Source organism: Phyllobacterium myrsinacearum (assembly GCF_014138285.1).
Classification (GTDB): domain Bacteria; phylum Pseudomonadota; class Alphaproteobacteria; order Rhizobiales; family Rhizobiaceae; genus Phyllobacterium; species Phyllobacterium myrsinacearum_A.
Genome location: NZ_JACGXN010000002.1, coordinates 520,848 through 543,778, shown reverse-complemented (window position 1 = coordinate 543,778; position 22,931 = coordinate 520,848). Strand labels below are relative to the sequence as shown.

General features: G+C 55.9%; 18 protein-coding genes. 12 read left to right on the top strand and 6 right to left on the bottom strand.

All coding sequences use genetic code 11. The features are described from left to right. Window positions 1-20: 20 nt before the first annotated feature. Complete coding sequence (locus FHW16_RS12175; protein WP_182549442.1) at window positions 21-2,219, bottom strand: sensor histidine kinase; 2,199 nt, start codon at window positions 2,217-2,219, stop codon at window positions 21-23. Window positions 2,220-2,383: 164 nt separating this feature from the next. Here FHW16_RS12175 and FHW16_RS12170 point away from each other — a divergent pair, with 164 nt between their 5' ends. After that, the gene (locus tag FHW16_RS12170; protein ID WP_182549441.1) at window positions 2,384-2,890 is read left to right on the top strand and encodes a peptide deformylase; all 507 of its coding nucleotides are present in this window, start codon (window positions 2,384-2,386) and stop codon (window positions 2,888-2,890) included. Between the two features lie 7 nt (window positions 2,891-2,897). Here the strand turns inward: FHW16_RS12170 and FHW16_RS12165 are convergent, their stop codons facing one another. Then, entirely contained in the window at window positions 2,898-3,377 is a 480-nt protein-coding gene (locus FHW16_RS12165; RefSeq protein ID WP_182549440.1) for a cupin domain-containing protein, read from the bottom strand. Between the two features lie 274 nt (window positions 3,378-3,651). On the opposite strand from FHW16_RS12165, the gene FHW16_RS12160 reads away from it, so the two are divergent. After that, on the top strand, window positions 3,652-5,049 hold the full coding sequence (locus tag FHW16_RS12160) for a sensor domain-containing diguanylate cyclase (RefSeq protein ID WP_210278099.1): 1,398 nt from the start codon (window positions 3,652-3,654) through the stop codon (window positions 5,047-5,049). Here the strand turns inward: FHW16_RS12160 and FHW16_RS12155 are convergent. Beyond that, on the bottom strand, window positions 5,046-6,059 hold the full coding sequence (locus FHW16_RS12155; protein WP_182549438.1) for a LacI family DNA-binding transcriptional regulator: 1,014 nt from the start codon (window positions 6,057-6,059) through the stop codon (window positions 5,046-5,048). The two genes, FHW16_RS12160 and FHW16_RS12155, sit on opposite strands and share 4 nt — an antisense overlap. A 197-nt stretch (window positions 6,060-6,256) precedes the next feature. Between FHW16_RS12155 and FHW16_RS12150 the strand changes: the two genes are divergently transcribed. From FHW16_RS12150 to FHW16_RS12135, 4 genes are all read left to right on the top strand, one after another. Beyond that, window positions 6,257-7,285, top strand: coding sequence for an ABC transporter substrate-binding protein (locus FHW16_RS12150; RefSeq protein ID WP_182549437.1), 1,029 nt, complete (start codon window positions 6,257-6,259; stop codon window positions 7,283-7,285). Window positions 7,286-7,374: 89 nt separating this feature from the next. Then, a complete protein-coding gene (locus FHW16_RS12145) occupies window positions 7,375-9,603 on the top strand; it encodes an ABC transporter permease (protein ID WP_182549436.1) in 2,229 nt (742 codons plus the stop codon). Further along, the gene (locus FHW16_RS12140) at window positions 9,600-10,661 is read left to right on the top strand and encodes an ABC transporter ATP-binding protein (RefSeq protein WP_182549435.1); all 1,062 of its coding nucleotides are present in this window, start codon (window positions 9,600-9,602) and stop codon (window positions 10,659-10,661) included. Before FHW16_RS12145 ends, FHW16_RS12140 begins: the two co-directional genes overlap by 4 nt. Before the next feature lie 23 nt (window positions 10,662-10,684). Continuing rightward, on the top strand, window positions 10,685-11,485 hold the full coding sequence (locus FHW16_RS12135) for an inositol monophosphatase family protein (protein WP_182549434.1): 801 nt from the start codon (window positions 10,685-10,687) through the stop codon (window positions 11,483-11,485). Window positions 11,486-11,532: 47 nt separating this feature from the next. Here the strand turns inward: FHW16_RS12135 and FHW16_RS12130 are convergent, their stop codons facing one another. After that, window positions 11,533-11,679, bottom strand: a complete 147-nt coding sequence (locus tag FHW16_RS12130) for a hypothetical protein (RefSeq protein WP_182549433.1) — start codon at window positions 11,677-11,679, stop codon at window positions 11,533-11,535. A 520-nt stretch (window positions 11,680-12,199) separates the two neighbouring features. On the opposite strand from FHW16_RS12130, the gene FHW16_RS12125 reads away from it, so the two are divergent. Continuing rightward, window positions 12,200-13,996 (top strand): acyl-CoA thioesterase, encoded by a 1,797-nt coding sequence (locus tag FHW16_RS12125; protein WP_246711725.1) that lies wholly within the window; start codon window positions 12,200-12,202, stop codon window positions 13,994-13,996. Between the two features lie 44 nt (window positions 13,997-14,040). Here the strand turns inward: FHW16_RS12125 and FHW16_RS12120 are convergent, their stop codons facing one another. Together FHW16_RS12120 and FHW16_RS12115 are read right to left on the bottom strand one after the other, a co-directional pair. Continuing rightward, complete coding sequence (locus FHW16_RS12120) at window positions 14,041-16,383, bottom strand: EAL domain-containing protein (protein ID WP_182549431.1); 2,343 nt, start codon at window positions 16,381-16,383, stop codon at window positions 14,041-14,043. Window positions 16,384-16,726: 343 nt separating this feature from the next. Beyond that, window positions 16,727-17,029: an ArsR/SmtB family transcription factor gene (locus tag FHW16_RS12115; protein WP_182549430.1), complete on the bottom strand. Its 303-nt coding sequence runs from the start codon at window positions 17,027-17,029 to the stop codon at window positions 16,727-16,729. 110 nt (window positions 17,030-17,139) lie between these two features. On the opposite strand from FHW16_RS12115, the gene FHW16_RS12110 reads away from it, so the two are divergent. From FHW16_RS12110 to FHW16_RS12090, 5 genes are all read left to right on the top strand, one after another. Further along, window positions 17,140-18,237 (top strand): NADH:flavin oxidoreductase/NADH oxidase, encoded by a 1,098-nt coding sequence (locus FHW16_RS12110; RefSeq protein ID WP_182549429.1) that lies wholly within the window; start codon window positions 17,140-17,142, stop codon window positions 18,235-18,237. Window positions 18,238-18,449: 212 nt separating this feature from the next. Next, window positions 18,450-19,757, top strand: coding sequence for an O-acetylhomoserine aminocarboxypropyltransferase/cysteine synthase family protein (locus FHW16_RS12105; protein ID WP_182549428.1), 1,308 nt, complete (start codon window positions 18,450-18,452; stop codon window positions 19,755-19,757). Between the two features lie 643 nt (window positions 19,758-20,400). Continuing rightward, on the top strand, window positions 20,401-21,441 hold the full coding sequence (locus FHW16_RS12100) for a methionine ABC transporter ATP-binding protein (RefSeq protein ID WP_182549517.1): 1,041 nt from the start codon (window positions 20,401-20,403) through the stop codon (window positions 21,439-21,441). After that, entirely contained in the window at window positions 21,431-22,096 is a 666-nt protein-coding gene (locus tag FHW16_RS12095) for a methionine ABC transporter permease (RefSeq protein ID WP_182549427.1), read from the top strand. The genes FHW16_RS12100 and FHW16_RS12095 overlap by 11 nt, the downstream gene beginning before the upstream one ends. Before the next feature lie 30 nt (window positions 22,097-22,126). Beyond that, window positions 22,127-22,909 (top strand): MetQ/NlpA family ABC transporter substrate-binding protein, encoded by a 783-nt coding sequence (locus tag FHW16_RS12090; protein WP_432652022.1) that lies wholly within the window; start codon window positions 22,127-22,129, stop codon window positions 22,907-22,909. Window positions 22,910-22,931: the final 22 nt, after the last annotated feature.

The window sequence follows — 22,931 nt, the reverse complement described above, 5'->3', positions numbered from 1 at the left end:
ATCGGAACCGTGAAATTGCGTTAACTTTTCGTTACCGGGGTTTGGTCAACCAATCGCGGGAAGATCATGCGCACCAACGCGCCGCGGCCCTCGTGGAAACTGGCAGGGGCATCGTGCATCTCAAGCTGTCCGCCATGGTCCTCGACAATCTTCTTGACAATGGCAAGCCCCAGTCCGGTGCCTTTTTCGCGTGTCGTTACGTAAGGCTCGAGCAACTGGTGACGGTTTTCGGCAGGCAGTCCTTTTCCGTTGTCGAGTACTTCGGCGATAATGGAAGGACCGGCTGCCATTGCGCGCACCATTATGTACCCTTCGCTGATAACGCCGGACTGAAGCACTGCATCAATCGATTCCGAAGCATTCTTGATGATATTGCCGAACGCCTGGCCCAAAAGCCGGCTGTCGAAATTTCCAACAAGCGATTCGTCGGCAAATTCATGCTCGAATTTGATCTGGCTGTTGCTGATTTCGACAAGGAAAGAGGCGTCGCGCAAGACATCGCGAATATCGGTTGCCGCCAGCTGCGGTTTTGGCATGCGGGCGAATTCAGAAAACTCGTCCACCATGCGGCCGATATCCCCCACCTGCCGGATGATGGTCTCGGTGCACTGGTCGAAAACCTCGCGATCTTCGGTAATGACCTTGCCATAGCGGCGGCGCAGACGCTCGGCGGAAAGCTGTATGGGCGTCAGCGGATTTTTGATCTCATGAGCAATACGGCGCGCCACGTCGGCCCATGCGGACGAGCGGTGCGCGGCAACAAGATCGGTGATGTCATCGACGGTGACGACATAGGACGTGTTCTGGGTGTCCGCATCTTCGCGGGTAATCTGGACGTTGAATGAGCGGGCAACACCGTTGCGGGTCATGGCGACCTGTTTGCGGCTTGAGGACCGCCCGCTATCGCGTGCCGTCGTGAAAACCTCGCCGAATTCCGGCAGGAGTTCCGTCAGATTGCTGCCGATTGTCGACACGCCGTCATTGAGAAGCATGGTTTCGGCTGGCCGGTTAATGACGGCAATGTCGCCTTGCGTGTTGACGCTGATCACGCCGGCGGTAACGCCGGAAAGAACGGCTTCGGTAAAACGCCGGCGCTCATCGATCTGCTCTTTTGCCGAAATAAGATCGGTGTGCTGGGTCTTCAGCTGTTTGACCATGTTGTTGAAAGTGAGGGACAGTGAACCAATGTCGCCATCGGACCCGCGGACGGGAACGGAAACGTCAAAATCTCCCGTCGCGACTTCTTCCGCTGCACCGATGAGCAGGCGGATCGGCTGGACCACGCGATTGGCAACGGCAATGCCCGTCCAGACGGCGGTCAGCAGCAGCAGCAGCGTCAGTTCGATGTAGAGCAGCGCATAGGCGATCTGCGTGTTCTTGCGGTTGCTGGCCAGCGATTGATATTCACTGTTGTTGTCAGTCATGATGCGCATATTGTTCAGGGCCGACGGATCGATCGTGCGCAAGGTATAGAGATAGAGATCCGGCAATGTCTGCGTCTTGATGACGGCTCCGACGAGATTGGTGGCGCCCGGCGGGATCAGGGCGGGGCGGTCGCCGGCGGCGCCGCGCAGCGCCGACAATGGCACCGGCGGCAGTGTGTGATCATTGATGAGGTTCGCGCTGACAACTGTTTCGCCGGTCGATTTGACCAGAGATGCGCCCAGAAGGTTGTTCCGGCCGGCATCATAGGTGAGCCAGTCAGCAAAGGCGCCCCGATCCAGGCTGAACAGCATGCGCCGCTGGTCAAGCTCGATGGCCATGGAAAGCGTCGTCGTCACCAGATTCTGGGCATTATCTTCCGTATAGGATTGTGCTGCCTTAATGGACATGTCGATGATCTTGTTGTTATCGACATTGATCCAGGAATTCAGGCGGTTATCCAGGATGATGAGGGAAAAGCAGGCCACAATAATGCAGGGGATCGATGCGATCAGCGCGAAGATAAAAGCAATATTGGCGTGCAGGTCATTGTGCTTCTCCTTGTTCTTGAAAAGGAAGAGCTTTCTTACCGTCGCATAGGACAGATAGACCAACAGCAGAATCGAAACGATATTCACTGCAATGATGAGCTGGGTTACCTCCTTTGTCGGGGAGATATTGGTGATGCCCATCATGACGATGAACGAGGCAATCGTTGTCGCCAGCGCCAGAAGCGTCATATAGAGCGCGCCCCTTGGGAGAACCTGTTGTTTGATCTCGGTTTCGCTGGAGGACATTCATCAGCCTCGTTGGGTCGTTCCGTTCGGTAACGAAGACCACAGTATTGCGTTGTGGATTATCGGGCGTGGTGCCGCTTGTAAAGCAAGCTTGCATTCTGGCATTGGTTTGAGGCAACAGGGTGGACAGGCGTTGCTGATCTGCCACTGACCGGAGCATTGATATGACAATCCGCACCATCATCAAGTTCCCACATCCGCATCTGCGGGCCGAAGCCGAGGCTGTCACAGCGTTTGACGGGGAATTACAAGGCTTGGCCGGGGACATTCTCGATACAATGCGCGATGCGCCCGGTATCGGAATGACTGCACCGCATATCGGTGTCCTGAAACGGGTCGTGGTCATTGAACTCAATGACGGACAGGGCGTTCGTTACTACATCAATCCTACCGTTGAATGGGCATCCGATATTCTCGCCAGGAACATCGAGGGCAGCGTGTCGATGCCCGGTATCAATGATGAGGTGGAGCGCCCCTCGGCGGTCCGTGTGCGTTATCAGGATTTGTCAGGTATTGTGCAGACACAGGAGGCGGACGGGCTGCTTGCAGTCTGCCTGCAACACGAAATCGATCAACTCGACGGTATTTTCTGGTTGTACCGTCTATCCCGACTCAAGCGGGACCGGTTGATCAAGCGGTTCGAGAAACAACAGCGCATCCAGATCGCATAGGCCGGCCTTATCGGTGGATGGGATCTTTCCACAAGATGCCTTCGGGCTTTTCCACCGGCTCGATATCCAGGTTGACCACAACAGGTTCCTGTCCTGAGCGAACAAGAACACATTCCAGTGGTTCGTCTTCGCTGGCGTTAATCTCCTGATGCGGAACATAGGGCGGCACGAAAATGAAATCGCCGGGTCCGGCTTCGGCCACATATTCCAGCTTCTCGCCCCAGCGCATGCGTGCCTTGCCCTTGACCACATAGATAATGCTTTCGAGATCACCGTGGTGATGGGCGCCGGTCTTGGCATTGGGATGAATGACGACAGTGCCTGCCCAGATTTTCTCGGCTCCGGCCCTGGCATGGTTGATTGCCGCCGCCCGGTTCATGCCGGGTGTCTGTGCGGTGTTCGGATCAAGTGAATTGCCGGGAATGACTTTCACACCATGCTCGCGCCAATCGACAGGTTCATCATGGTGGTGATGATCTTTGGACAATGCTGCCTCCCGTTTGTTCTGGTTATCGCGAGGTTGCAGCCTAACGAGCGTATGGAAAAGATACTAGTGGAACGAATTTGACATTCACACCCCATCGGACATCGCACGAGACATGCAAATGTCAGGATCGGACCACCAACGGCGATCCTGAGATCATGCCGACCACGTGAGCAATAATTAACCTTAAGTTGCAGTATTTGACTTGACGGTCGGCCTTTCCGATCGCCAATGTAGGGGCGCTGCGGTCAACCGCAGAGGAGCAAAAGACTGCGTGATGCCATCGAGTAAGTCGCGACAATCACCATTTGATACCCAGAACGAGCGCGGGGTTGATCGTTTGCTTCAGATTGAAGCGGTGTATGACAAGGTTCCTGTCGGACTGTGCTATCTCAATCGTGATGGTGTCTTCGTGACGGTCAATGACCAGCTTTCCCGTATGCTTGGTATCACCAGTGACCACGCCATTGGCCGTTCCATAGACGATATTGTACCCGATCATGCAGCCTTGCTCCGCATCAGCCTTGCGGCTGCGCTGGAGGCAAGGATCGTTCCCGATCACGAGCTTGAGCGTTCCGGCGAAACATTCATGCTGTCGGCCGCACCAGTAACCAACGATCTTGGCGAAGTGGTGGGTATATCGGTAGCTTATACCAATATCACCAATATGAAGGCGATGTCCGAACGGCTGGCGCAAATCGAGCAGCGCACCGCCTATGCGCTGGAGAGCGCCGGTCAATGGATATGGGATATGAACATTGCGACCAACCGCGTCTGGCGTTCGCCGCAATATCGCGCATTGCTCGGGCTCGATCCGGCAAGCCCGGACACGGAAAATGTAGCGTGGGACATTGTTCATGCTGATGATAAGGCGCATGTCATCCAGGCTTTTGAGGATGTGGTAAGCGGCCGGAAGCAGCATTTCGAAGCGGTGTACCGCGTTCCGCGAGGCGGTGGCGGCGAGGCCTGGATCCTGAGTCGCGGCAAGATTGTCGAGTATGGGCCTGATGGATCACCGCTTCGGCTACTGGCAACGAGCGTCGATATCAGCAGCCAGAAGTTGATTGAAGAGCAATTGTCATCGACGGTCCAGTTGCGGCTGGAACTGGAGCAAAAGCTGCTTGAAGCCAACCGCAAGCTGAAGAAGCTGTCGGAAAGCGATCATCTGACGAATTTGCCGAACCGGCGCAAATTCGGCCGCCTGCTGAAACGCGAATATGAACGGGCCAACGATCTGGAACAGCCTTTGGCCTTGCTCATGATCGATATTGATCATTTCAAAGCCTATAATGATCTCTATGGGCACATGGCCGGTGATCGATGCCTGGTCCAGGTGGGGCGTGTCCTGAACAGGATCATCAGGGAAGGCACAGGCGTCGTTGCCCGTTTTGGCGGTGAAGAGTTTGCCGCGCTGTTGCCCGCGGCTACAATTGATGACGCCACCGAAGTCGCAAAGACCATTCTCGATTCAGTGGCAAACCTTCAGCTGGACCACGAAGGTACTCAGGCTGGCAAAACTTCGGTCAGTATTGGTATCAGTGTTCTTGATCGCATAAATCCCGCGACGCTGGGCGGGCCGGACGAACTGCTCAATCTTGCGGACCGTGCTCTTTATGAAGCCAAGCGGGCAGGGCGCGGCAGGTTGAGCATGTGGGGAAGTTTTGCCGCCGATTAAGCCTGTTTGCCGCGAATTGTCTGACGCCAGATCATGGGCGCATGCAAGCTGACCGAATGGTCCTGAATATCGGATTGATCGATATCGTTTGTCAGCCATTCGACACTGCTTTTCACGATATCATCAACCGGCTGGGCAAAGGTGGTCAGCGCATAGGATGACCAGCCCGCCTGGGGGATGTCATCGAACCCGGTTATGCAAAGGTCTTCCGGGATGCGCAGGGAGAACTCGTGCCGTGCACTGTCCATCAGGCCGAATGCCATCAGATCATTGACGCAGAAGACTGCATCAGGGCGGGCGGGCTCGGTCAACAGCATGCGTGCAATCTGCTGTCCGCTTTCGTAAACCGTGTTGCCATGGCGTATCACCGTCACCTCAAGTCCGAATTCTGCAGCTGCAGCAACAAAGCCGCGTTCGCGGGCCATCAGGCTGGGCGTGCCCACGGCGGAATTGGCAAAGGCGAGACGCCGGCAGCCGGCGCGCAGGAATGCGGTGACAGCCGCCCTTGCTGCGCGTCTGTCATCGAGATTGATGCGAAAAGGCCCTTCGATGTCATCGTCGCGGTTGATGAGTACGATGCGTTGCCCGCTGTCTAGGCAGAGCTTCGTGATGGCCTTGTCAGGAAGTCCGGAGAGCAGGATTGAAGCATCAGCGCGATAATTGAGGGTCTGCCGCAGGGCCGCATCGACGCTGCCGTCGGAACGGTCGGTATTGATGATCATGCAGACCTTGCCTGCCTTTTGCAGCGCATGGGACAATTCCCGCACGAGCCGCGCGCGGTATGGCGTGTCCATTTCCGAGGCGACAAGGCAGACAATGCCGCTTTCACTGCGCATCAAGCCGCGGGCAAGCTGGTTGACGTGATAGCCGAGCGCATCTGCCGCTTCGATCACGCGTCGTCGGGTTTCCTCGGAGACGCTGGCGCCAGGCGTGAATGTGCGGGAAACGGCGGAACGGGAAACCCCGGCCCGTTTTGCCACGTCCTCCGCACTTATGAATGACTTGTTCAATGGAGTTCCGCCCGTCACGCCTGTTTTCTCTTAGGTTGCACGCGTTTGCGTTGCTTCGCAATATGAAACCGTTCAAATTTTCTGAGGCAAAGATACCAAGCTGACTTGACATGGTGCGTTGGTGTGTGAAACTTTTGCACACGCTTGCAAAAACGAGCGACGGCATGGAGGTGCCGCTTTTCAGGGAGGAGAAATTCATGCGTTCAGTATTTGCCATTGCTGCTGCTTTTGCGGTCGGTATCCAGATGATGCCAACGGAGGTGCGGGCTGCGGACAATCTCAATTTGATCTGCTCGGCCGATGTCGTCATCTGTGAATTGATGAAAGGCATGTTCGAAAAAGAAACCAGCATTCAGGTTAATATGGTGCGTCTGTCATCGGGCGAAACCTATGCAAAGATCCGCGCCGAAGCGCGAAACCCGAAGACCGATATCTGGTGGGCAGGTACGGGCGATCCGCATTTGCAGGCTGCTTCAGAAGGCCTGACACAGGAATATAAGTCCCCCTTGCTTGACCAGCTGCAGGACTGGGCCAAGAAGCAGGCGGAGAGTTCCGGTTATAAGACCGTCGGCGTCTATGCCGGTGCTCTGGGATGGGGATACAACACCGATATCGTCAAGAAAAAAGGCATGAAAGAAGCCAAGTGCTGGGCCGATCTGCTCGATCCGTCCTACAAGGGCGAGATCCAGATGGCCAACCCGAACTCCTCGGGAACGGCTTACACGGCCCTTGCCTCTCTTGTGCAGATCATGGGTGAGGACAAGGCCTATGATTATCTGAAAAAGCTCAATGCCAATGTCTCGCAGTATACGAAATCCGGTTCGGCGCCCGTAAAGGCGGCGGCGCGCGGTGAAACAGCACTCGGCATCGTTTTCATGCATGACTCGGTCGCCCAAACCGTTGAAGGCTTCCCGGTGAAGACCGTCGCGCCGTGCGAGGGTACCGGCTACGAGATTGGCTCCATGTCGATCGTCAAGGGCGCGCGCAATCTCGATGCAGCAAAGAAATGGTATGACTGGGCGCTGTCTGCCGAAGTGCAGTCGCACATGAAGGAAGCGAAATCCTTCCAGTTGCCGTCCAACAAAGCGGCTGTGGTTCCACCGGAAGCGCCGAAGTTCGAAGACATCAAGCTCATCGATTATGACTTCAGGACCTATGGCGATCCGGCAAAGCGTAAGGAACTGCTTGATCGCTGGGACAAGGAAATCGGCGCAAGCGCCAATTGATCTGAATTCCCAGGCTTTACGTGCCCGATATCACGTATTCGGGCACGCAACATCCATTTCCATCATTGAAGACAGTATTGGGTAGCACAATGGAACGTAGCGACCGGAGATTGAACATTGCTCTCGGTATAGGTCTTGCCGGGTTCGCTCTTGTACCATGGTACAGAATCGAAAGCGGTTTCTACGGCCTTGGCTGGCTCGGTAATTTCCCGTTCGGAACAGTCGAGGCACCGGGTATCGTGCAAATTGCCAGTCACGGTCGCTGGACGCTGGCCATCATTGCCCTGCTGTTCGCGCTGGGACTGGCCGCCCGAGCATTCAAGGTATCCCCGCTGCGCGCCAATCTGCTTGTTGGAGCAGGAGCAGCCGGCATTGTCTTTCTGGTTCTGCAAGGCCTCGCAGTTGGGTTTACCGGCTGGACCTGGGCCATCAGCGAAAACCTGTTCGGGCCGCTGGCTGACGGGCAGCCGTCGATGGGAGCAGGGGCAGGACTGGTTGCGCTGTCCTTCGTGCTGATGTTCTCCTTCGGGCTGGCAGAGCGCGGTGTTCTACGCGGCGATGCCTTTGTCGTCGCCTCGATTGCTCTCCTGATCTTCCTTGTCAGTATCTTCGTGTTCTATCCTGTTGGCAGCATGCTCATCGGTTCCGTTCAGAGTTTTGACGGTTCGTTCGACCCTTCCGGTTTCATCCGCAATATTCAGGACCCTTCGATCTGGAGTCTCGATTGCGTGGTGGGCGGCAATCGCTGCGGCATTGCCTGGCGCACGCTTTTCCTCGCCATTCTTGCAGCATCCGGTTCCACGCTTCTCGGTCTGTGCTTTGCGCTGGTGGCCACCCGCACCCGGTTTCCTTTCAAGAAGGGCCTGCGGCTTCTTACCATCCTGCCGATCATTACCCCACCATTCGTGATTGGTTTGGCGCTGATCCTGCTGTTCGGCCGTGCAGGTGTTGTAACGCAGCAATTGTCCAGCCTGTTCGGCCTTGAGCCCGGACGCTGGCTCTATGGCCTGACCGGCATATGGATCGCACAGGTATTGTCATTCACGCCCATATCTTTCCTCGTGCTGATTGGTGTCGTCGAAGGTGTCAGTCCATCCATGGAAGAGGCATCGCAGACTTTGCGGGCCGACCGCTGGCGGACGTTCTGGCGCATTTCCCTGCCACTGATGAAACCTGGTCTCGCTAACGCGTTTCTCATCGGCTTTATTGAAAGCATGGCCGATTTCGGCAACCCGCTGGTGCTCGGCGGCAGTCATGGCGTGCTGTCGACGGAAATCTTCTTTGCCGTTGTGGGTTCGCAGAATGATCCGTCGCGGGCAGCTGTCCTTGCGATTATCCTCCTGTTCTTCACGCTCTCGGCGTTTCTGGCCCAGCGTGTCTGGCTGGCGGGCAAGAGTTTTGCCACGGTCACGGGCAAGGGAGATTCCGGTGCGCATATTGCACTGCCACGTTCTCTTTCAATCGGTGTCCACGCGATCGTCATTCCGTGGATTCTGTTCACGCTTGTCATCTACGGCATGATCCTGTTTGGCGGATTTGTGCGGACATGGGGTCTCGACAACACCCTGACGCTTGAACATTACCAGCGGGCTTTCTCCTTCAGTTTCAGCAACGGTGCCATTGCCTGGACCGGTGTTGCCTGGAACTCATTCTGGACGACCATCAAGATCGCGCTGATCTCGGCGCCGCTGACAGCCGCCGTCGGTCTGCTCACGGCCTATCTCATCGTTCGCCAGCGCTTTGTCGGGCGCAATGTCTTCGAGTTTGCCCTGATGATGAGCTTTGCCATTCCCGGTACGGTCATCGGTATCAGCTACATCATGGCGTTCAACCTGCCACCGCTGGAGATGACCGGGACCGCACTCATTCTGATTGCGTGTTTTGTCTTCCGCAACATGCCGGTGGGTGTGCGGGGCGGTGTAGCGGCCATGAGCCAGCTCGACAAGAGCCTCGACGAGGCGTCGCTGACATTGCGGGCGACGAGTTTCCGTACCATCCGCAAAGTGATTCTGCCGCTGCTGCGTCCGGCAATCGTCGCCGCGCTGGTCTATTCCTTCGTGCGGGCCATCACCTCCATCAGCGCTGTCATATTCCTTGTGAGCGCCGAGTATAATATGGCGACATCCTACATTGTCGGGCTTGTCGAGAATGGCGAGTACGGCGTGGCGGTGGCCTATTCCTCCATGTTGATTGTCGTGATGATCGTCATCATCACCTGTTTCCAGCTTCTGGTGGGCGAACGAAAGCTGCGGCGCGAGAACCGCGTTGCGACAGCCTTTGTTCCGTCTGCCGTTTCACAAGAAAAGGCCGCATCATGACCACGCATCGCACCGGCTCAGTCATATTTTCCAATGTCAGAAAGCAGTTCGGAAACTTTACTGCCATTCACGATCTTTCGCTCACGATCGAACCCGGCACGCTCGTCACCCTGCTTGGCCCGTCCGGCTGCGGCAAGACCACGACGTTGCGTATGCTGGCGGGGCTGGAGCATCCGTCTGCAGGCCGGATCCTCATTGGCGGCAAGGATGTGACCATGCTTCCCGCCAATGAGCGGGATGTATCGATGGTGTTCCAGTCCTACGCACTTTTCCCGCATATGTCGGTGCTTGAGAATGTCGCCTATGGCCTTGAATCATCCGGTATGAAGAAATCCGACGCGCGGGAAAAGGCGGAGGAAGGGCTCAAGCAGGTTGGCCTTGCCGGCTACGGCCAGCGCCTGCCTGCCGAACTGTCCGGTGGTCAGCAGCAGCGTGTCGCCGTTGCCCGAGCGCTGGTTCTGGAGCCGCAGGTACTGCTTCTGGATGAACCCTTGTCCAATCTCGATGCCCGTCTGCGCCGCCGTGTCCGTACGGAAATTCGGGAGTTGCAGCAGCGTCTTGGTTTCACGGCTGTTTATGTCACCCATGATCAGGAAGAGGCGCTCGCCGTGTCCGACCAGATCATCGTCATGCAGGACGGGGTCATCGCCCAGCAGGGCTCGCCGCGCGAGCTTTACGAAGCCCCGGCTTCGTCCTTCATTGCCGATTTCATCGGGGAGGCCAATGTCGTCCCGTGTGAAGTGCTGCGCAGCGACGGTGGCAACGCCATCATCCGTGTCGGCACGCTGGAACACGCGGTACCGGGCCGGAATGCCAAGCCCGGTCCTGCGAAGATCGCGGTCCGGCCCAATGCCATCACGCTGGAACCGGGCGAGAACGGTGCGTTTGCCGGAAGCATCAGACATGCCGCCTATCTTGGCGACCACGTCGAGTATGAAGTTGAAACTGCCTCCGGAACGCTCTTCGTGGTTGATCCGGCCGTTGATCGCAATCTGGCCCCGGCGACCAATGTCAGCATCGGTTTTCACCACCGCGGTATCGCCATCATCAATAACTGAAACTGTATTTTCAAAGGACTATCATGACATCGCATGCCGAAGCCGAATTGCAGGGCCGTTTTGCTCTCGCCCAGAAGATGGCCGTGGAAGCCGGAGCCGTTGCTCTGGCCCATTTCAATGCACGGGAACGTCTGGTTGTAGAAACCAAGGCCGATCCGCAGGATGTGGTTTCTATTGCAGACCGGGAAGTGGAAGAACTGATCCGTGCCCGCATCGGAGCGACCTATCCCGGTGACGCGGTGCTTGGCGAGGAATATGGCGTCAGCGCCGGAACGTCCGAATTCACCTGGGTGGTTGATCCGATCGACGGCACAAGCCCGTTTGTCAACGGCATGCCGACATGGTGCATCTCCATTGCAGCCATGCGCGGCGAGGAGATCGTTGTGGGGGTGATTTATGTTCCGTGCAATGATGAGCTCTACGCGTCAGCGCTCGGGATGGGCGCGACACTGAATGGCAAAACACTCGCCATCGATCCGACGAAGACCATTCGCAATGCGGTGACGGGTATCGGCGCCAATCATCATGTAACCCCGGCGGTCGTTGCCTCTCTGGTGGAAAAACTGCTTGAAGCGGGCGGGAATTTCATCCGCAACGGGTCGGGCGCGCTCATGCTGGCCTATGTCGCGGCAGGCCGCCTTGTCGGTTACTACGAGCCCTACATGCACGCGTGGGATTGCATGGCCGGATATTGCCTCGTCAAGGAAGCGGGCGGCTGGCATCATCCATTCCCGGTCAAGGGTGATGGGCTCACGAAAGGTGCACCGGTTCTTGCCGCAGCAACCGGCGCGGTCGATGATCTCAGAAGGATCGCCGGCCTTTGATCAGAGCAATGTCACTCCCGGCACATTCGTGCCGGCGGTGACTTGCTTTAGTTCTGCTGAATGGATACGCCGCCTTCGCCGATCTTCAGTTCGATGCCTGCCGGTTTTGTGTTCTGGTCATAGATGTAGAACCCCAGGCCAACCACAAGCACGGTCAATCCTCCGATGATCAGATAAAGCATGTTCCGGTTCATGTGGCCCTCCATATTCAAGTGTTCTCATAGGGTTAGACCATCCGAGCCACCTCGTGACAACCCTTGGAGGCGTACTATCAAGCGGTCACTGAAGGAGGTGCCGGGCGATATAGACCCGTCCCGCCTCATTGTGAGGAGCACCAAAAGCGTGTGCTGACACCTGCCAACAACCATCTTATTGCTGACATACTGTTTTTAAGTCCGGACGATAGAAACGGATCACGAGCCCGGGGTGATTCCTGACATGGTTTCGCTCAATCTTGCCAAAACGAGTACGTGCCAGTCCATGCCAGCGTTTCATATGGCGACCCTTGCAGTATTTTGAATGTTTCTCCGGACGCAAATCCTGATGAAAGCTGTTTGCTTAGCAGTATGAAGGAAAGCAAAAAATGCTGATTCTTTGCGCAACTGCGAAGAGCAAATCATTGACTTATTACAACGAATAACGTCGACTAAAGTTGGTGTTGACAATCACCGACTCTCGAAAAGCTGGGTAGACATGACGTTCGTGCGAAATCTTATGTGGGCGCCTACAATCGGCCTATCCTGGCTATGGGGACTGGGTTTCTTTTATTCGATCCATGTCACCCTGACTTATGGCTGGCTTGGCTTCTTCGGCTTCGCCATCTCGAATGTCGGTGGTCTCTGGTTGTTCGGCTATATTCTTGGCCGCAGCAAACGAACGCCGGACCAGATCATGAAGGACATCGAAAACCGCTATGTCGGTGTCTTTCTGTTGTTTCAGATGGCGGCACTTGTGGTCACGATCTTCGGGTTTGTTGCTTATCTCTGGCAGCCGATTGTAGGCGAGGGCGCGACTGTCGGCGTTGCCTTTCTGCTTCTGGCCTCCTGTGCAATCGGGCATGCGCTTTCGTTGCAGCAGATCAAAAAGTTGCACATCCTTTATACGGTGATCGGTGTTACGGCGGGACTCGTCCTGCTTTTCGGCCTCAAGCAGACATCGGACTATCCGGGCGTGCCGCTTCAGCAGTTCGACGCGCGCTTCTATGGTCTCGTCATGCCAACGCTGATTGGCTTCCTGCTTGGTCCATGGCTTGATATCCAGCATTGGCAGCGGGCGGTCTACATCAAGCGTGAGGGCGGATCCGTCGGAATGGCTTACGGTGCGGGTGCCTTGCTGTTCTTCGGTTTTCTGTTGCTCAACGCTGCAATCGCGTCAACGGTTGGTCCCATTGGCAGCATTATTTCCATTGATGGTTTGCCGAGCGCACAGGGGTCGGTTTCTGCAGCTGTTGTTCTGGCTGCCGAAAACGGTTCACCCTATCTGGCGATTGCCTTCGCGATCTGGACGATCGCGGCTCTCACCTCCACGGTCGACAGCTTTTACTGTGCAACGAACTGGTATCTGCGCGGCAAGAACATGCGCAGCAACAGCCCGCTGCTCGCGCTTATTCCCGATGGCATTGCGTCGTCACCGCTGTGGTTGCTGATCGGTGCCGCCTGGGTGGCCTACGCGGCGGTACCGGCAAACTTTTCGCTCATGTATTTCATGATGCCATTCGCGACGCTGTTCGTCAGTGCCTCCGCCAATCTCGTCTGCGAGGCATTGGGTGCGAAGCCGAAATTCGATCCTGTGTTGAGCTTTCTCATTGGCTGCGGGTCGTCGTTGATCTTCATTCTCGGCTATATCCAGCCCGTACCCGGCTTCCTGTTCCTGTCGCCTTTCATCGGACTGATCGGCGCTCTGCCCGTTATCATCGAATTGGTCGGCCCGCGTTCCAAGGCGATACCGGTGGAGATCGTTGATCAGCCAATCCGCATGATGAGCGCTGCGCCACTGACCAACGCGTCGGGCTCGGAGGAAATCTCGCAGTCGCACGGTTTTGATGGTGAGTGGTTTGTCATGCATCTCACACCGACCTATGACGATACGAATTCGGTCGGGAATGTTTATTTTGCCAATTATGTGCGCTGGGTGGGCAAGGCGCGCGAGTTGTTCTTCAACGTCTGCATGCCGGATTTCGACCTGGCCACCACACGTTTTTACATTCTCACCCGTTCCTTCACCCATGACTACAGGCGGGAGTCGAAGGAATTCGAGCAGATCAGTGTCCGCATCAAGATTGCCCGGCACAACCGCAAGTTCGTCACGCTGCAGCATGAAATCCACAGTGCGGCCCAGGGCCTGCTCGGCCACGGAGAGCAGTCGTTGATGTTCGTGGACCGGGATCAGTACAATCCGCTCGATATTCCCGGCGAGGTTATCAAGGGCTTCCTGGCTTACTGGCCGAAGGATTCACGGCTGTCGCCGAGTTATCGCCCAAGCGTTCAGGACAAGACAAAGCGCCAGGCTTAAAGCGCCGGCCTGCTTTTATTGAACATCAAGTTTGGAAACTGGCCTCAGCTGGCGACTTCGTAACGGTCGCGATCGAAGGACATGAGGCCTCCGGTCTTTTCAAATGGCTCGGCAGGACTGAACAGAAAGCCTTGAACCTGATCGCAGCCTTCCTTTTGCAGGCAGGCAAGCTGTTCACGCGTTTCTACGCCTTCTGCGGTAATCTTCATGCCCATGCTGGCGCCAAGCCCCATCACCGCGCGGATAATGGCAAGGCTGCCCCGGTTGTGCGGAAGATCGCGTACGAAGGACTGGTCGATCTTGATCTTGTCGAACGGCATTTTGCGCAGATAACTCAGACTGGAATAGCCTGTACCGAAGTCGTCGAGTGCGATGCTTACACCCATGGCGCGGAACTGACGCAGCAACGATATCGCGGCAACATTTGCTTCGAGGAACACGGATTCGGTGATCTCGAGTTCGAGGCGATTGGGCGTCAGCTTGTTCGTTGTCAGAGCATCGCGAACGATGGACGCAAGATCCGAATGGCGGAACTGGATGGCTGAGATATTGATGGCGACATGGATGTCTTCCGGCCAGGAAACAGCTGTTCGGCAGGCCTCCTGTATGATCCATTCGCCGAGCGGGATGATATTGCCTGTCTCTTCAGCAATCGGAATGAAGATGGCGGGAGAAATATAACCATGCACGGGATGTTTCCAGCGCAGAAGTGTTTCGAACCCGACTGTCTTGAGCGTTATGGCTGATACGATCGGTTGGAAATGCAGGATGAACTCCTTGCGGTCCAAGGCGCCGCGCAGATCCATGGCGAGAGCCCGCTTGGCCTCGATGCGTGCATCCATTTCAACTTCGTAGAAGCGATAGCTGTTCCGGCCCTCATTCTTGGTACGGTACAGTGCAAGGTCGGCGCAGCGCATGATGTCGGTGACGCTGTCGGCCGGTGCAAGAGCAATGCCGACGCTGATATGGATATTGATCTGGATGCCATCGATCCAGAATGGCTGTGAGATCGTCTGCACGAGGTCCTGAGCCAGCGCTGTTGCGTCAGCATGATCGGCGCCGGGAGCGAGGATTGCAAACTCGTCCCCGGAGAGACGCGCAACGATATACGTGGCGGGTGACGTACTGCGCAGACGTTCCGCAACCTGCTTCAGCAATTGATCACCAATACCGTGACCAAAGCTGTCATTGACGGTCTTGAATTCATCCAGGTCGATACAGAAGACAGCAAATCCGGCAAGACCGGTCTCCAGATCCTTGGTGGCCTGGGAGAGTTGATCGGTGAACAGCGTTCTGTTCGGCAGATCGGTCAATACATCGTACCGGGCGAGATAGGACAGCTGGTCTTCGGACTGCTTGGCTGCTGTCACATCCGAGCCAACACCGCGATAACCGCAGAACTGCCCGGCATTGTCGAAAATGGCCTTGCCGGTGAGTGACCACCAGCGGGTCTCGCCTTTGATATTGATCGGCAGGGTGTGATTGCGGAACGTTGTGCGGTTTTCGATGGCCTGCCAGATAGAACCAACCTTTACCGCTTCTTCGGCATGCGACTGGTCGACCTTGAATAGCTGGGCAAACGGCATCCCCTGCAATTGCTTGGTTGTTTTCTCGGCGATCTGCGCAAGGCGCGGCGAGGTGTGCTGAAGTTTCAGATCAGCATCGGTTTCCCAGATCCAGTCACTGGCATTCTCTTCGAAATCGTAGAGAAGCAGGCTGATGACCTCCTTCTGCTGCTCAACCTTGATCTGGTCGAGCGTGCGCATGACAATGAGATTGCTCATATGCACGATGGTGAAAAGAATGAAGAGCGCATAGATCGCCAGCAGAATCGCGATGAAAAGAAAGAAATCCTCCCCGGTGGAGGCGAGAGCAAAAAACGAGCCGGTGATGATCGCGCCTGAGTAGGCTATGGCTGCCAGCGGAACCACGGCAACGCCGATACCAGTTGCCATGAGACCTGCCGCTGTACAGGCAATCAGCAGTCTATGGTAGGCGTCGGCTTCCAGAAACAGCATTAGAGGTATGCTGGCCAGACATAAGCCGTAGCATGCGGATATAATGATCAGATATTTGATGCCGTCGAAACCAAGTTCTTTGACTTTTGGCACCTTGTACCATTGCCAGCATGCAAAGAGCGACGCGGCGGTCATAAGAGTCACGATGGTTGCCAGGCTTCCCAGATAGACCTTGTGGCCCTGATCCCAGAAGACAAAAGCCACGACGAAGATCACGCTCATGGCAACAATAACGGTAAATGGCGCCAGCCGGAGCGCCACGTCCATCTGTTCTGCATAGACCCGCCGCTTGACGGCAGGGTTTATCGTTCCCCGCATGCCGAACATGGACCGGATAGCGTCAGGTGTATGGAAATTCGACAGTGTCACCCACGGACCTCAGACAGGCGAGTTCATATTTCCCTATGCTATTTTTATTATGTTCGGCATTGGTTAATTTGCTTACCATTTTTTATAATAGTTACCAATGTCTTTATGGTTCTATGGTTTACGCCGCAGCAATATTACATTCTTGGTAAGAGGTTTTGTGGTTCCGGCCTGTAAATCGGTTGTATAATACTTTTAACAAGTAAAATTAGGACTTTAACGTGACGTTTTCGTATTAAAATAAAGTAATTTCAGTATATTTATATCACATGCGAGTATCCCGTCGCTTGCCTGTGTTTGCTATTCGCAGCTGATTGCTGGGCTGGCTTGGACAAGCGGAAGTCTTCTAACTCCGCACCGCCAGAATTGCAGGCAGCAAACCGGGAAAAACTTCGGCCAGTTCATTGTCGCGCAGCCCGTTGATGCGGGAGGTTCCATCGTTGCGCGTCTTGATGATGCCCGCTTCACGCAGCACGCGGAAATGATGCGAAACGCTGGATTTAGGCCGGCCATTTTCGAGTGCCGCACAGCTTGCCTCGCCTTCCCGTGCCAGCTGACGAACAATCGACAGTCGGATAGGGTCGCTCAGCGCGTAAAGCACGGACTCGAGTTGCACTTCGGTTATCTGTGGGTGGCGATATTCTCTCATGCACTCTTCCTAGCACAAAATTTTGTGTATTGCTATTGTTCGAATTATATCGAACTATAGAAATATGAGCAGACCTGAATGTCTGCGGCCTCGCATCTTGGAGTAAAAGTATGGCCTCTCTCTTCGACCCCTTCACCTTGAAGGATGTGACATTGCGCAACCGAATCGCAGTCTCACCCATGTGCCAGTATTCGGCAAATGACGGTGTTATCAATGACTGGCATCACGTTCATCTCGGTGGATTGGCACGCGGCGGCTCCGGACTGGTGATTGTGGAGGCAACGGCTGTCTCGCCGGAAGGCCGCATCACACCCGGCTGTGCCGGACTGTGGAACGACGAACAGGCAAAAGCGTTGGCACCTGCGGTTCAGACCATCAAGGATGCTGGCGCGGTTCCGGGTATCCAAATTGCCCACGCGGGCCGCAAGGCCAGCGCGAACCGGCCCTGGGAAGGTGACGACCACATTGCGGCTGATGATCCGCGCGGCTGGGAAACGATTGCCCCGTCGGCGGTTGCCTATGGCGGCGGCCTTTCGAAGGTTCCGCGTGAAATGACCAAGGCGGATATCGAGCGGGTGAAGCAAGCATTTGTCGAAAGTGCAAAGCGGGCTCTCTCCGTCGGCTTTGAATGGCTTGAACTGCATTTTGCCCATGGCTACCTCGCCCAGAGTTTTCTGTCCGAGCATTCCAACAAGCGTACCGACGAATATGGTGGCAGCTTTGAGAACCGCAGCCGCTTCCTGATCGAAACGGTTCAGGCGGTGCGGGCCGTGTGGCCGGAAAACCTGCCGCTCACTGCGCGTCTCGGTGTCATCGAGTATGACGGTCAGGACGAAAAAACCCTCAGCGAAGCCATCGAACTTGTCAAACAGCTGAAAGCCAATGGTCTCGACTTCATCGATGTCAGCATGGGCTTCTCTCTGGGCAAGACCAGTATCCCATGGGGCCCGGCATTTCTGGGACCCGTTGCGGAACGTGTTCGCCGCGAAACTGGCCTCCCGGCCTCGACCTCCTGGTACATCAGCACGCCGCAGGAGGCCGATGATCTCATCCGTGATGAAAAGGTCGATCTTGTCATGCTCGCCCGTCCGCTGCTGACGGATCCGCATTGGCCGTTCCGCGCGGCCAAGGAGCTGGGCGTCGAGAAACCCGCCTGGGTGCTGCCTTCGCCTTACGCCCATTGGCTGGAACGCTACCGGGCTGCCTGATCCAATAAGGCAAGCTCCGTGGAGCCGGGAATGGATTTCTCCAGACCCGGCTTCATCCAGACTTCGTCGGCACAAACTGGATCATTATGTCTCGTTTTTAGAATGAGGTTTTCGGAACGGGCTCAAATACGCAATGGTCTACGTAGTCCCTTGCGGGAACTTCTCCTAGTGTCTTGGGTGATCATTCCGTCATCAACACAAGGACGAAAACCATGGCAGTCCATTTGCATCCCGAGACCCTTGCCCTGCATGCAGGCTGGCGGGCTGATCCCGCAACAGGCGCCGTGGCGGTGCCGATTTACCAGACGACCTCCTATCAGTTCCGCGATACGGAACACGCGGCCAATCTCTTCGCGTTGAAGGAGCTCGGCAATATCTATACGCGCATCGGCAATCCGACGACGGATGTTCTCGAAAAACGCATTGCCGCGCTTGATGGCGGTATCGCTGCGCTCGCGGTATCATCGGGGCAGGCTGCTTCGGCTATTGCTGTCCAGAACCTTGCGCGGATCGGTGACAATATCATTAGCTCCACGGATCTCTATGGCGGCACATGGAATCTTTTCGCCAATACACTGAAAGATCAGGGAATTGAGGTACGTTTTGTCGATCCACAGGACCCCGAAGCGTTTCGCAGGGCCACGGATGAGCGAACCCGTGCCTATTATGCGGAGACACTGCCCAATCCGAAACTGACTGTTTTTCCAATCGCTGAAGTCGCCGCCATCGGACGTGAATATGGTATTCCGCTGATCGTCGACAATACGGCTGCGCCGCTGATCGCGCGCCCCCTGCAGCATGGAGCAGCCATCGTTGTGTATTCGACCACCAAATATCTTGGCGGGCATGGTACTTCCATCGGCGGCATCATTGTCGATGGCGGTCAGTTTGACTGGGAGAAATTCCCGGAACGTCAGCCTGCACTCAATACCCCGGATCCGAGCTATCATGGTGCGATCTGGACCCAGGCGGTGAAACCCATCGGCCCGGTAGCCTATATTATCAAAGCCCGCGTCACGTTGTTGCGTGATCTCGGTGCGGCACTCTCGCCCTTCAATGCATTTCAGACAATCCAAGGCATCGAGACCCTTTCGCTGCGTCTGGAGCGCCATGTCGAGAATGCCCAGAAGGTTGCCGAATTTCTGGCCAAGCGGCCGGAGATTGCCAAGGTGATTCATCCGTCGCAGCAGAGCGGTCTCGATCGCGAGCGGGCGGAGAAATATCTCTCGGGCAGTTTTGGCGGCTTGGTCGGCTTCGAGCTCAAGGGCGGTCTGCAGGCTGGACGCAAATTTATCGAAGCGCTCGAACTTTTCTATCACGTTGCCAATATCGGCGACGTGCGCAGCCTGGCTATCCACCCGGCAACGACAACCCACTCTCAGCTCTCACCGGAAGAACAGCGTGCGAGCGGTGTTTCGGAAGGGTATATCCGACTCTCTGTCGGCATCGAACACATCGATGATATTCTTGATGATCTGGAACGCGGCCTGAATGCATCGAAGCTTGCACTCGCCGCTTGAAACCTCTGGTTGGTTGGAATCATCGATTAAATGCTGTAAGTTCTGGAGTGAGAGGTGGGCTTTCACCCACCTCTCGTGGTCTAGTTCGAGAACTGAATCCGGATCATCAGCTGCCAGCCGGTCCGGGTTCTTTTCACGACTAGTGTGATGCTAAACGGCAATTTCCGCATAGATCACCTCCAGTTTTGAGGGCAAGGCCTTTGCCAAGGCCGGGAGGCCCATCGTCCCGGTGCACCGGCTGGCTCGATGCTTGCTGCTTCACCCTCAAATGGATCGCGTGTAAAAACGCCAGTTCAATCCATTGCCTGTTTTCACAGAGCACTGCCAGAAATGCAGGGTTGAATAATTTGAGGTAAGCGGTTGTTTTTTATGGGTATTTAGAACTATAGTTGAATGATCTACGCTTCATCGCGAGGAACAGCTCTGGCCGTTAGCGGTTGAAATCAACATTTCTACCAGCGAAAATGTTCACGCTTGTCCACAAGCCCTATCGAAATGCCGACTTGATCGGTATAGACGGTCGCAAACAGACAACAGGGCGGCTGCGAATGCAGCGCAAATGAATATGATGGTTGTAACAAGGAAAACAGAAGAGGCGGCCGGAACGGTTGCGGGCGATGGGTTGACCGAAGCGGTTAATCCCATGGTTGCGTTTGAAGATGTTTCCAAGCGCTTTGCGGCAGGACGCACCAGCGCGGAAGTCACGGCACTTGATGGTGTCGGTCTGACTGTCCCGCGCGGTTCCGTCACCGGCATTATCGGCCGGTCCGGTGCAGGCAAATCCACGCTAATCCGGCTGGTCAATGGACTGGAGAAACCCAGCAGTGGTCGCGTCGTTGTGGATGGCGTGAATATTGCGGAGCTCGATGAAAAGAAACTGCGCGATGTGCGCCGGTCCATCGGCATGATCTTTCAGCATTTCAATCTGCTTTCATCCCGTACGGCTTTCGACAATATCGCACTGCCGCTCGAGATCGCCGGTATTGACAGGCAGACCATCGAAAAGCGGGTAACGCCGCTGCTTGATCTGGTAGGGCTTTCCGACAAGCGCAATCGCTATCCATCCGAACTCTCAGGCGGGCAGAAACAGCGCATCGGCATCGCGCGGGCTCTGGCAACGGAACCCAAGCTGCTCCTATCTGATGAGGCAACATCTGCACTTGATCCTGAAACAACCCGGTCGATTCTTGCCCTGCTCAAGACCATCAACAAGGAGCTTGGCCTCACTGTTCTGCTGATCACCCACGAGATGGAAGTGATCAAGACGATCGCCGACCATGTGGCGGTTATCGATGGCGGGTGTATCGTCGAGCAGGGACCGACTTTCGATGTGTTTACCGGTCACACCCATGCGACCACCCGGTCGCTGCTTGGCGGACTTGCGGGTCTGCACCTGCCGGAGTTTCTGACGCGGCAGATGGTCGAGAAGCCGGAGCCGGGCCTGCGGACAATCCTGCGCATCATCTTCAAGGGTGAGAATGCGACGGAGCCTATGCTCGCACGGCTTGGCAGCGATCTTGGAATCGAGGTCAATATCATGGCCGGTGCGGTCGATGAGATTGCGGGACGTCCTTTCGGCATGCTTGTTGTTTCCCTGCTCGCCGATCAGGAGAAGATAATCCAGGCACGAAGTTTTCTTGCTGATCATGGTTTGTCATCGGAGGTTGTTGGTTATGTCCGCTGATATTTTCGCACTGCTGGTGAAGTCCACGGGCCAGACATTGTACATGGTCGCCGTTGCCGGGCTCATCGGTTCGCTGTTTGGCATTCCGCTCGGCGTTTTCCTGGCGACCAGTGGCCGCGGCGAGCTTTTTCCGGCACCCTCGGTGAACAAGATACTGGGACTGATCGTCAATGCGGCGCGCTCGACCCCCTTTATCATTCTGGTTGTTGCAATCATCCCTTTCACACGCATGATTGCCGGAACCTCAATCGGGACCACAGCCGCGATTGTGCCGCTGACCATCGCAACTATTCCCTTCATTGCGCGGCTGGTTGAATCAGCGATCCGCGAGGTCGATCCAGGCCTCACCGAAGCGGCCCGCGCCATGGGCGCGAGCCCGGTCCAGATCGTGTTCAAGGTTCTGCTGGCCGAAGCCCGGCCCGGCATTACGTCTGCACTGACACTCACCATTGTCAGCCTCATCGGTTATTCGGCCATGGTCGGTGCTGTCGGGGGCGGAGGTCTCGGCGATCTGGGCATCCGTTACGGCTATCAGCGTTTCATGCCTGATGTGATGGCAATTGTGGTTGTGGTGCTGATCGTGCTGGTTCAGCTCGTCCAGAGCGCCGGCGACCGGCTGGCGCGACAGTTCGACAAGCGCATCCGTCCCCGCTGAAAACAAGTTCAAGTAAAACAGGAGAGTACAATGTTGAAGAAAATCCTCGCCACAGCCGCGCTCGCGGCAATGCTGAGCGCGACGGGCGCTTTGGCCGAAACGATCAAAATCGGTGTGACGCCGGGCGAACACGCGCAGATCATGGAAAAGGTCAAGGAAATCGCCAAGCCGAAGGGCCTCGACATCGAGATCTTCGAATTTTCCGATTATGTCGTGCCGAACCAGGCACTGAACGACGGCGAACTGGATGCAAACTCGTTCCAGCACAAGCCTTATCTGGACAACCAGATTGCTGACCGCAAGTTCGATCTTGTCGACGTCGCCAACACCGTCAATTTCCCGATGGGCGTCTATTCGAAGAAAGTGAAGAGCTTCGATGAACTGGCCGATGGCGCGACGATTGCCATTCCGAACGATCCGACAAATGGCGGGCGCGCTCTGCTGATCCTTGCGGACAAGGGTGCGATCAAGCTGAAGGAAGGTTCAGGCCTGAAGGTGACGCTGGCGGACATCGTCGAGAACAAGAAGAACTTCAAGTTTGTCGAGCTTGATGCAGCCCAGTTACCACGTTCCATCGATGATGTGGATGCTGCAGCAATCAACACCAACTATGCGCTCGAAGCCGGTCTGGATCCGATGAAGGACCCGATCCTGAAGGAAGGTGAAAAGGCGCCCTACGTCAATCTCATCGCTGTGCGCAAGGCGGACAAGGACAAGCCTTGGGTCAAGACACTGATCGAATCCTACCATTCCGATCCGGTCAAGCAGTTCATCCTCGACAAGTACAAGGGTGCCGCTGTTCCAGCTTGGTGATCGAAAGCCCTTTCACCTGCGT